Raw genomic sequence first — 11,370 nt, forward strand, 5'->3', positions numbered from 1 at the left:
TGCTTTTCTGATGGGATTTGGGCTGCAATACCCCTGAAAGACAGGTTAGCACAAGAATACGAATTTCCTATTGCTGCTTTAACATCTTGATTTTTTATGCTTTTGCGCAACACTTTAGGAGAACTCCCACTATGATTTTCCATATTTGCAATAGAAGTCTCGTTTTTAAACGTAGCGTTACATAAAATGACAGCCGAAATTCAGCCTGCCTCAAATTTGGAGCAAACATGTCCCATATTGCGCACTTTGCGTTGGCGATAGTGGTGGTGGCGATCCTGGCCCTGTTGGTGTGCCGCGATCGTAAAAGCATCCGCATTCGCTATGTTATTCAACTACTGGTTATCGAAGTACTGCTGGCCTACTTTTTCCTGCATTCGGAAGCGGGTTTGGGCTTCGTAAAAGGATTTGCCGCGCTGTTTGACAAACTGCTCGGATTTGCGGGACAAGGGACTGATTTCGTATTCGGCGGCATGGGCGACAAAGGCCTGGCGTTCTTCTTCCTGAAGGTGCTGTGCCCGATCGTCTTCATTTCGGCGCTGATCGGTATTCTGCAGTACATCAAGGTGCTGCCGTTCATCATCCGTATTATCGGTACCGTGCTGTCGAAAGTGAACGGCATGGGCAAGCTGGAGTCGTTCAACGCCGTCAGCTCGCTGATCCTGGGCCAATCCGAAAACTTCATCGCCTACAAGGATATCCTGGGCAAGATGTCGGAAAAGCGCATGTACACCATGGCGGCGACCGCGATGTCTACGGTGTCCATGTCCATCGTCGGCGCCTACATGACCATGCTGGACGCCAAGTTCGTGGTGGCGGCGCTGGTATTGAACATGTTCAGCACCTTTATCGTGCTGTCGCTGGTCAACCCGTACGACACCAATAAAGAAGAAGAGCTGCACCTCGGCAACCTGCACGAAGGCCAGAGCTTCTTCGAAATGCTGGGTGAATATATCCTGGCCGGCTTCAAAGTAGCGATTATCGTTGCCGCGATGCTGATCGGCTTCATCGCCCTGATCGCCGCGCTCAACGGTGTGTTCAGCGCCATCTTCGGCCTGAGCTTCCAGGAAATCCTCGGCTACTTCTTCTACCCGTTCGCCTGGATCATGGGGATTCCTAAACACGAAGCCCTGCAGGTTGGCAGCATCATGGCCACCAAGCTGGTTTCCAACGAGTTCGTGGCAATGATGGAGCTGCAGAAAGTGTCTGCCGAACTGTCGCCGCGCAGCCTGGGGATCCTGTCGGTGTTCCTGGTGTCCTTCGCCAACTTCTCCTCCATCGGCATCGTGGCCGGTGCGATCAAGGGCCTGAACGAACACCAGGGCAACGTGGTATCGCGCTTTGGCCTGAAGCTGGTGTACGGCTCTACGCTGGTCAGCATCCTGTCCGCTTCCATCGCGGGTCTGGTACTGGGCTAAGCCTCGAACCGACTGCGATAACAAGGCGCCTGCGGGCGCCTTTTCTATGCCTGTATCCTGGCCGTCTGCACTGGCGCATGCTGACAGAAAATAAGCATTCGTCGCTCGGCTAAACTTCCCCCAATAATAATGCTTCTGCATAAAATGGAATGGCTATGGCAACAATCTGCGTAGTCAGAACAGGTCGATTTTTGTCCTTACAACAGAACGCTTTTGATACGCCATACGGTGTTGCATTTAGCTGTGCGCACGCCATAAAACAAACAATCAGTTGATAATCAGCGTTAATAGCGTAGTGATCTCCTCCGCAACAGCAGGTGAGGCATTGTAGTAGGAGTCCACACTTTCAACGACGACTATCTTTTTATTGTCATCACTGACTGTCCAGCATGGAATCACTGACCTGGCATCTTCAGAAGAGACGCCACATGAGCTAATTGAAAATATCGAACTGGACATTATGTCAATTTTACTTCTTGATAAATAAGCATCAATGTTTAAATTCCGCACCAATACCTCTGCCGATTGGGGGAAGTGAACATCCATGCCAACCCTGATAACACGTCCATCGACAGAGGGTACGAGCGATATATTAAACTCATTTTCAGAAATCCATATGGGCTGTGTTAAATGACCGATGGTGTCTGACAGATAAAAGTCTTTAAAAATCGTTTTAGCCTCGACATCTACGGTCTCGAAAGAATTCATCTCATTGATTTTAAAATCATTTGTAAACTTAACCACGATATCATACAGATGTTTCTTTTCGTCAACAAAAATCACACCGCCTTCAATGCTACCTAATCCACCAATATTTTTATTTCTGAAAACATTCACACTCGTGAAAAATGCCAATTCATCACTAAAATATGAAAATATTTCAGCAACGTTAAGTAAAATAGAATCATAACTCACGAAGACAAATTTATTCTTACAATCAAGGAAAGGTGGCAATACAATTGATTCATCATCACCACAGTTTTTCACTTCATAGGGTAAATTATACAGCTCATACAATTTTATCAGTTGGTTGAGTTCCGCACGCTCAACCACGCGTACCATTCTTTCTTTTCGGCCAAACTCACCGCTAGAGGCCAGAATAAATTTTTCCCATATCCATTGAGACTGGGCCGCAAATCGACTCAGGCGCAGATTATCTTCATGAACGCTTCGCCATAGACAATGGCTACCCAAAGAGGTCTTGAACTCATCGTAATCCATCTCATCGAGAAAAAAATCAACGGAGATCCCTTTCCTCGCACAGGCTAAGGCCGTCATCACCGCCGTTACCCCGCCACCACCAACAATTGCGATATTTTTATTTTTTTTCATGGATAACCTCATCCAACGATGGTGAAACAATGACAATAGTTTCATCAAGAAAACAATATCAATGTCAACACATACCCATCACCAACATTAATTAGCACATTAACAATCACAAGATTAATCAGAGGATCAAACTATTAGGATTGCTTAAATTCAGGATACACACTCAAACCAATAGCATAAAAAACTATAAATATAGAATTTAACTCTGAAAATAGCGCTTTTTATGATCTTTACCACTGAATAAATTTTTTTCATATAGACTAAATTTCGTTAACAAATAGCGGCCGGAGAAAAATCATCTGACAGCATTAAAAACCAGTAAAAGTGATAATTGCAGATTTCAAATTCAAACTAACACACATTTTCAAGCATCAATCACCTGAAAAAGGGAGTTTTATCGCGTATTCAAGAAGCATAGGGATTGATTTAAAAAACTATGATTTACATACAGTTATAAAAGGATAGAGAATATGAAATTACGCACCCAGATAACCATGCTGTTAGCAGGAGCCTCTCTAGTCATATCATCTGCATCATACGCCGCAGACGGTACTATAAACTTTACCGGCACGGTGACCGACCAAACCTGCACGGTTGAGGCGGGCAGTGCCAACCAGACAATCCCAATGGGCAATGTCAGCGCCAAAGCGTTTAGAAGCATTGGCGATACAGCGCTACCGACAAAATTCAATATCGCCTTAGTCAGTTGTCCGGACACGGTCAAAAAAGCGTCTATCAAGTTCGATGGTATTTACGCAGATGGCAACACAACTCTGCTGTCGCTCAATAAAGAAACTAACGCCGCTACAGGCATCGGCGTTGCGCTCTATGAGGCCGATGGCACAACGCAAATACCAGTGGCGTCATTCTCTAATGCGCAAAGCGTGCAAAAAGACATCAGGAACGTCTTTACTTATGTCGCAAAATATATGTCTACATCCGGCACGGTTACCGTCGGCCCGGCAAATGCCACGACACAATTCAGCATCTCATATAATTAATAAAGCCCTCTTATCTGGCCGGTAACAACGCCGGCCAGATAATTAAAACACCCACGGGAATAACGATGATTAAAAAAAGAATCTTTTACTTTCTGCTATTATTTTCTTTTAATACTGTCGCCAGCGTAACCTTGGGAGGAACGCGAGTTATTTATGAGGAAAATAAGAAAGAATCGAATATTTCAGTAAGCAATCAAGACAGCAGCTCACCGGTACTCATCCAAACCTGGGCAGAAAATTTCCGTCCCGAGGATAGCAGTGAAGTCCCATTCATTGTTACCCCGCCATTGTTCAGGTTGGAACCGGAACAGGATAATATTATTAGAATCATCCATGCCGGCAAGCTTTTGCCACAGCATGAAGAAACTGTATATTGGCTTAGCGTAAGATCGATACCATCAACGAAAAGAAACAAGGAAAATAAACTACTCATCACCGTACAAAACAGAATAAAAATAATCTACCGGCCCAGCGCCCTGTCAAAAAAAGAGGCAAGTGACGCATACAAAAAAATCAAATTCTCACGAGAAAAAAACATGTTGACTGTGAGTAATCCAACGCCGTTTTATGTCTCATTTTATTCTCTCGTTGTTGGCGGAAAAGAGCTTAAGGAAGCCGACATGGTCGCACCAAAAAGTAAAAAACAATGGGCCATACCAAACGGAATACGCAGCTCTGAAATAAAATGGCAAGCCATTAACGACTATGGAGGCGTAACCCAGGAAATAAAAGCATCGTTATAACAACATGTAAAGGGATGCAAAGATGATTATGCCAAGTATCGCCAACAACAAAAAGTCGGTGCTATTTTTCTGTTTTTTATCCTCACCGGTTGCACTGGCAGAGGACTACTTTGAGCCTTCTGCATTAAACAGAAATTATCAGAAAGTTGCTGACTTATCCCATTTCAACAATCCGAGCGATCAATTGCCTGGTGAGTATTGGGTGGATATCTATTTGAACAACGCTTTTTTTGTTAATCAAAAAGTGGAGTTTTTCCGCGTTGCCGGTGCTTTGCAACCTCGCATCCATCGAAACGATCTTGAAAATTTCGGCATCCAACTTGACACATTGAAAGTAACGACGAGCGAAAACAGCATAGCCGCTCACCCTATCAATGAGATGATTCCGGGTAGCTACGCAAAGTTTGACTTCAATCGCCAAAGATTAGACTTAAACATTCCTCAGGCTTATCTTAAAAACCAGCCGCGGGATTGGCTAAACCCGACGCTTTGGGATGATGGCATAAACGCCTTCCTGATGGATTACAGCTTCAGCGGCACCGAGTCTTGGCAACATGGGAATGCGAAAACGGGTGACAATCAATATTTGAACCTGCGCAGCGGTGCAAACTTCGGTGCCTGGCGATTGAGAAACTACTCCACCTACTCAAGCCAAAACAGCACCAAATGGAAAAGCATCAATTCCTATGCTGAGCGAGGGTTTAGAGACAGCAAAAGCACTTTGACCGTGGGTGATAGTTCAACCTCTGGCGACGTCTTTGACAGCTTTCAATTTCGCGGCCTGAAACTCGCGAGCGACCCCTCAATGATCCCTGACAGCCAACGGGGCTTCGCCCCCACGGTGCGAGGCGTCGCGCAAAGCAATGCCGAAGTCATTGTGAAGCAAAATGGCTACATCATTTATCAAACTCATGTTCCCGCAGGAAGTTTTGAAATAACAGATATTTACCCCACCACTTCCAGCGGTGGGCTGCAAGTAATCATCAAGGAGGCAGATGGTTCAGAACGCAGTTTCTTTCAACCCTTTTCCGCAGTGCCCATCATGCTGCGAGAAGGCATGAAAAAAAATGAATTAACGCTAGGCGAGTACCGCACTGCGCAACACGATAAATCTAAATATAAATTTCTTCAGCAGTCATTAATTTATGGTCTTAGAGACGATAAAACGCTCTATGGGGGCGCAATCATCTCAGAAAAACACCAGGGAATCTCTTCCGGCATCGGCAGCAGCTTGAAAAAGCTCGGATCATTTTCAGCCGATGTCACCCATACTAAAAGCCGGCTCATTACGGGCACTGCCCGTTCGGGGCAACAATATCGGCTCCAGTACGCAAAAAACCTTGAAACCACGGGCACGAACTTCACGCTTGCAGGATATCGATACTCGACATCGGGTTATTTAAACTTTTCTGAATTTAGCGAGATGAATACCAACCTTGAGAAAAAGTGGCTTGCGCGTGACATAAAAAGAAGCAAGCTGGTACTCAATATTAACCAACCCATTCGCGATTTCGGTAGTTTCTACCTCAACGGTTATCAACAGAACTACTGGCATAACAGCAGCGTTGAGAAGAATTTTCTGCTTGGGTTTTCAAGCAGTCAGCGTGGCATTAGCTACAATCTTGCTTTGAGTTACAATAGCGGCCCTTATACGGATAAACCCGACAAAATTGCCACACTTAACGTTCAGATCCCGCTGAACAAATGGCAATCGAACAGCTGGGCTAACTATACCGCCAGCAAGAACAGCAAGGGCAAGTTCAATCAGCAATTGGGTCTAAGCGGAACGGCTCTTGAAAATAATCAGCTCAGTTATAACGTCTCGGCCTCACAAAGCAGCACCAGATCCGGCCCCTCCGGCAACGGCTCCGCTTACTATCGCGGCGGGTATGGTGAAGTCGGGGCCGGATACAGCTTTGATCAAAATATTCAGCGGGTTAATTACAGCCTACGCGGCGGCGCCATCGTCCATGGCAACGGCATTACATTATCGCAATCGCTGGGTGATACCGTTGCTTTAGTTAAAGTACCCAATGCCCATAATATTGAAGTGATTAACAGTGTCGGCGTCAAAACTGACTCTCGTGGCTATGCGGTAGTACCTTACATCAGCAGTTATCATAAGAATCGGATTGCCTTAAATCCGCAAAGCTTTGGCGATGACGTTGAAATAGCAAAGAACAGCAAGATTGTCATCCCGACCAAAGGCGCTGTTGTAGCTGCCCACTTTAAATCTAACATCGGCAATAGAATCATCTTAAAGCTGCAACACAATACCGACGCAATCCCATTCGGCGCCGTCGCTACGCTGCAGGGAGAAAACGAAACGACGGGGATCGTAGGAAATGATAATAGCGTTTATATGAGCGGCATGCCTGACTCAGGAACGGTGTTGGTTCATTGGGAGGGGAAGCAACGCTGCCAAGGCAGTTATGCTATTACAGCTAAAGAGTCTGAATCAAAAATAAAAATGCTCAATATGATATGTAAATAGCATTGAATTATCGATAAAAGCACATTGCGTTACATGCAGGATAAAATCGCAGAGTTTTCCGGCCAATACCGCCATATAACATGGTAAAAATAACGCTATGCACAGTACGAGCAATATCTAATAGGAAAAGTGAATATGCCAACGCTATTTAAAACAACAGCTATAGCCAGGATCGCTGGCATCCTGGCCTTATTATTTTCCTTTTCAGCCCAAAGTGAAGGCGATTGCTATGCGATATGGCATCATCCGCTAAAAATCGAGCAATCCGGCATTACCGTCCCGGCAGACGCTAAAGTCGGCGATCTTATCGGTCGTGGGGAATCTTACTTTTCCGTCAGGCTGTTGGCTAATGCCATACAGTTCTCCTTTGGCGAACCCGGCGATCTGGTGTTGCAAGCCTATACCCACTTGAGTGCGACAGCATTACAATACCACGGTATTCCCGTCTATCAGACTGGTTGGCAGGGGGTCGGCATTGCCATGTCGCTCAATGACCAACCGGGGCTTTGGGATATTTATGCGCCGCGTAATACACCCGTGAACTATGTTCTTGGCGGAAACTTCAAATATTATCTGGTCAAGACCGGCGACATACAATCTGGTGCCATGTCTGCATTTTCCCCTTTCTCCTTTAACTATACCTGCTTGAGAGCAACCAACGCCAGACGGCTGGGTGAGACCTATTTTCCTGCCGTCAATATCGCAGTGGAAGGTTGCCGCCTCAGCACGCCGTCGAAACAGGTTTTTCTGGGAAAAATCAACCGGCGGACGCTCTCTGGTATAGGGGCCACGGCGGGAAATACCCCTTTTAACATCGCGATGGAGTGCAATGTCAACACTAAAGTCGATCTGGAGATACGCGGTGACATGGTTAATGGCAATCGTCAGGTATTGGCCGTTATCCCATCAAAAGAGGCGGCCACCGGCGTTGGTCTGCAGATACTGCGTAACGGCATTCCCTTTGAGTTGGGGACGAAAACCGGCATGCTAAACCAGACGTTGATAGGTATAAACGAAATCCCGCTCAGCGTGCAATATTATCAAACGGAAGAAAAAGTTACGCCGGGAGAAGTCAATGCCGTGGCGCAGTTCACCGTATCCTATCGCTAGTTTTGGTGAGCTGGCGGCATAACTCCGAGCTATCGAAAAGCCAGAGTCATTTTTCCAAGCGTCAGGCAAGCATTAGACGCACGCATAAAGCAAAAAGCCGACCCTAAGGTCGGCTTTTTAAATGGTGGTGGAGCTAGACGGGATCGAACCGTCGACCTCTTGCATGCCATGCAAGCGCTCTCCCAGCTGAGCTATAGCCCCACAAAAGTGGTACGCTTTGACCGGCGTTACGGTATTCCCCAACCTCTCTGAGAATAAGGTTGGTGGAGCTAGACGGGATCGAACCGTCGACCTCTTGCATGCCATGCAAGCGCTCTCCCAGCTGAGCTATAGCCCCGTTCCACAATCACTTTGTGCTGTGAACGGGGCGCATAATATGAAACCCACTCAAAGCTGTCAACGGCTAAATTGAATTCCTGAATCAAGCGTTGAAAAAGCCGCCAAATCAGCATGTTTGGCACCAAAAAATCATCACTTTGCGCAGAGTTCATCCATTTTGCGCGCTACATCTCAAAATGGCAAAAAACCCTGCATATCACGTTGATTTTTAATTAACGGAATGTTAGCGAAATGCGCTTGAGTCGGACTCCCGAGCGGCATAGACTGCCCGCGCCATAAACTTCATTACTATAAACCGAGTCCGTCATGTCTTTGCATTCACCAAAAGAAATCGCCGCCCTCGCCGTTCAGGCCGGGGTAAACAAAAGCCGCGCCCCTCTCGCTAATCTGTTGATTCTGGGCTTTCTCGCCGGCGCCTTTATCGCCACCGGCTTTCTGCTGGATATTCACGTCATCGGCACCCTGCCGGCCGAATGGGGCTCTTTCGGCGCCCTGTTGGGTGCCGCGGTCTTTCCTATCGGTTTGATCCTGACCATTCTGGCCGGCGGCGAACTGCTGACCGGCAACATGATGACCTTGCCGATGGCCTGGTTTGCCCGCGAAATCCCCGCCATCGCCGTGCTGCGTAACTGGTTTTGGATCACTCTGGCCAACCTCGCCGGCAGCGTAGCCGTCGCCTACTTCTTCGGCCATTTGCTGGGCCTGACCGAAGGCGCGTTCTTGCATAAGACGCTGGCGATCGCACAGGCCAAAGTGGATGCGGACTTCCTGCACGCCTTTATTTCCGGCGTCGGCTGCAACTGGCTGGTGTGCCTGGCGGTATGGTTAGCCTTCGCCAGCAAGGATGTGCCGGGCAAAGTGATCGGCATGTGGTTCCCGGTCATGGCTTTTGTCGCCATCGGCTTCCAGCACGTGGTGGCGAATATGTTCATCATCCCGGCGGCCATCTTTGCCGGCGGCATGGGCTGGGAGCAGTATCTGCCCAATTTCATCGCGGTATTTCTCGGCAACGCGCTGGGGGGCGCCGGCTTTGTCGGGCTGATGTATTTCCTCGCCTACCGCCCGGGGCTGCCGGCTAGCGAGCAAGCCTGACGTACCGCCATGAAAAAAGCCCCGGGATCGCTCCACGGGGCTTTTTCTTTATGGCGTATAAGCGAATCAGGCTTGCGCTTCGCGCTCTGCGATGTAAGCCAGCGCCATGTCGATGCGCTGCAGCGAACGCTTCTGGCCGATCGCATGCACGGTCACGTCCATGCCCGGCGACTGGCCGGCGCCGGTCACCGCAACGCGCAGCGGCATGCCGACTTTACCCATGCCAACACCCAGCTCATCCGCCGTGCCCTGAATGGCGTCGTGCACATTTTCCGGCGTCCAGACGGTGATGGCGGCCAGCTTGGCGCGCACTGTTTCCAACGGCTGACGCGCCACCGGGCGCAGGTGCTTCTTGGCAGCGTCTGCGTCGAACTCGCTGAAGTCTTCGTAGAAGTAACGGCAAGACTCCGCCATCTCTTTCAGCGTCTTGCAACGCTCGCCCAGCAGCTTGACGAGGTCTTTCAGTTCCGGGCCATTGCGGGTTTCAAGGCCCAGTTGCTCAACGTGCCATGCCAGATGCACCGCCACTTCTTCCGCCGGCATATGGTTGATGTAGTGGTGGTTCAGCCACTGCAGCTTCTCGGTGTTGAACGCGCTGGCGGATTTGTTGATCGCTTCCAGCGTGAAGAACTCTTTCATCTCATCGATGGAGAAGATCTCCTGATCGCCGTGGGACCAGCCCAGGCGCACCAGGTAGTTCAACAGCGCCTGCGGCAGATAGCCGTCGTCGCGGTACTGCATGACGCCCACGGCGCCGTGACGCTTGGACAGTTTTTTACCGTCGTCGCCGAGGATCATCGACACGTGCGCGTATTCCGGCACCGGCGCGCCCAGCGCTTTGAGAATGTTGATCTGGCGCGGGGTGTTGTTGATGTGGTCTTCGCCGCGGATCACATGGGTGATTTCCATGTCCCAGTCATCGACGACGACGCAGAAGTTATAGGTTGGCGAACCGTCGGTGCGGCGGATGATCAGATCGTCCAGCTCCTGGTTGCTGAATTCGATCGGGCCGCGAATTTTGTCGTCGAAGATCACCGAGCCTTCCTGCGGGTTGCGGAAGCGCACCACGTGCGGCTCGTCGTCGGTGTGGCTGCACTGGCTGTCGCGGCAGTGGCCGTCGTAACGCGGCTTCTCGCCGTTTTCCATCTGCTTCTCGCGCAGCGCTTCCAGACGTTCCTTGGAGCAATAGCATTTATAGGCCGTGCCCTGCTCCAGCATCTCGTCGATGACCGCGTTGTAACGATCGAAACGCTTGGTCTGGAAATACGGGCCTTCATCCCAATCCAGGTTCAACCAGTTCATGCCATCCATAATTGCGTCGATCGCGTCCTGGGTGGAGCGTTCCAGATCGGTATCTTCGATACGCAGAACGAACTCACCGCCCGCATGGCGGCTGAACAACCAGGAGTAAAGTGCGGTACGCGCGCCGCCGACGTGAAGATAGCCGGTCGGGCTTGGTGCAAAACGGGTTTTGATTTTCATTGGGTTCACTGCCTTATTACGCAACGCGTGTCGGCGGTTGCCGACGATTGCTCGGAATTGAAAAAAGAGTGGACGACATTGTATCACCACGCGCTAATTCCTCAACGCCGACACGATATTGCACCGGTCGATTTCGCGCGTTTTGCGGCGAGTTTCGCATAGCGTTGCGCAAAGAATCGGCGCCGTTGGCGATAATTATCGCGCCCTGCCTAAATTTGCGGCGAACGATTGAAATCATTTTAAAAACCGTTGACTCACTTTGAACTATCCCTATAATGCGACTCCAACAAGACGGGGCGATTAGCTCAGTTGGTAGAGCATCTCCTTTACACGGAGGGGGTCGGCGGTTCGAGCCCGTCATC

8 protein-coding genes and 2 tRNA genes are annotated in these 11,370 nt (G+C 49.1%); 6 read left to right on the plus strand and 4 right to left on the minus strand.

Annotated features, from left to right (window positions below):
- The first annotated feature begins 227 nt into the window (after positions 1-227).
- Entirely contained in the window at positions 228-1,415 is a 1,188-nt protein-coding gene (locus QOL81_RS06555) for a NupC/NupG family nucleoside CNT transporter (protein WP_004936373.1), read from the plus strand.
- 267 nt (positions 1,416-1,682) lie between these two features.
- Here the strand turns inward: QOL81_RS06555 and QOL81_RS06560 are convergent, their stop codons facing one another.
- A complete protein-coding gene (locus QOL81_RS06560; protein ID WP_100396455.1) occupies positions 1,683-2,747 on the minus strand; it encodes an FAD-dependent oxidoreductase in 1,065 nt (354 codons plus the stop codon).
- A gap of 470 nt (positions 2,748-3,217) precedes the next feature.
- Here QOL81_RS06560 and QOL81_RS06565 point away from each other — a divergent pair, with 470 nt between their 5' ends.
- From QOL81_RS06565 to QOL81_RS06580, 4 genes are all read left to right on the plus strand, one after another.
- A complete protein-coding gene (locus QOL81_RS06565) occupies positions 3,218-3,748 on the plus strand; it encodes a fimbrial protein (protein WP_060419889.1) in 531 nt (176 codons plus the stop codon).
- A 65-nt stretch (positions 3,749-3,813) separates the two neighbouring features.
- Positions 3,814-4,491, plus strand: coding sequence for a fimbrial biogenesis chaperone (locus QOL81_RS06570; RefSeq protein WP_060419886.1), 678 nt, complete (start codon positions 3,814-3,816; stop codon positions 4,489-4,491).
- Positions 4,492-4,513: 22 nt separating this feature from the next.
- A complete protein-coding gene (locus tag QOL81_RS06575) occupies positions 4,514-6,985 on the plus strand; it encodes a fimbria/pilus outer membrane usher protein (RefSeq protein ID WP_283439730.1) in 2,472 nt (823 codons plus the stop codon).
- Positions 6,986-7,120: 135 nt separating this feature from the next.
- Positions 7,121-8,095, plus strand: a complete 975-nt coding sequence (locus tag QOL81_RS06580) for a fimbrial protein (RefSeq protein WP_283439731.1) — start codon at positions 7,121-7,123, stop codon at positions 8,093-8,095.
- A 125-nt stretch (positions 8,096-8,220) separates the two neighbouring features.
- Here QOL81_RS06580 and QOL81_RS06585 read toward each other — a convergent pair.
- Together QOL81_RS06585 and QOL81_RS06590 are read right to left on the minus strand one after the other, a co-directional pair.
- Positions 8,221-8,296: transfer RNA gene (locus QOL81_RS06585), tRNA-Ala, on the minus strand.
- 60 nt (positions 8,297-8,356) lie between these two features.
- Positions 8,357-8,432 (minus strand) — tRNA-Ala (locus tag QOL81_RS06590).
- Positions 8,433-8,740: 308 nt separating this feature from the next.
- Between QOL81_RS06590 and QOL81_RS06595 the strand changes: the two genes are divergently transcribed.
- The gene (locus QOL81_RS06595; protein ID WP_283439732.1) at positions 8,741-9,526 is read left to right on the plus strand and encodes a formate/nitrite transporter family protein; all 786 of its coding nucleotides are present in this window, start codon (positions 8,741-8,743) and stop codon (positions 9,524-9,526) included.
- Positions 9,527-9,592: 66 nt separating this feature from the next.
- Here the strand turns inward: QOL81_RS06595 and gltX are convergent, their stop codons facing one another.
- Positions 9,593-11,008, minus strand: a complete 1,416-nt coding sequence (gltX, locus tag QOL81_RS06600; RefSeq protein ID WP_063988913.1) for a glutamate--tRNA ligase — start codon at positions 11,006-11,008, stop codon at positions 9,593-9,595.
- Between the last annotated feature and the right edge of the window lie 362 nt (positions 11,009-11,370).

Origin of the sequence: Serratia sp. CC22-02 (assembly GCF_900182895.1) — a bacterium.
In the GTDB taxonomy this organism is placed as follows: Bacteria; Pseudomonadota; Gammaproteobacteria; order Enterobacterales; family Enterobacteriaceae; genus Serratia; species Serratia nevei.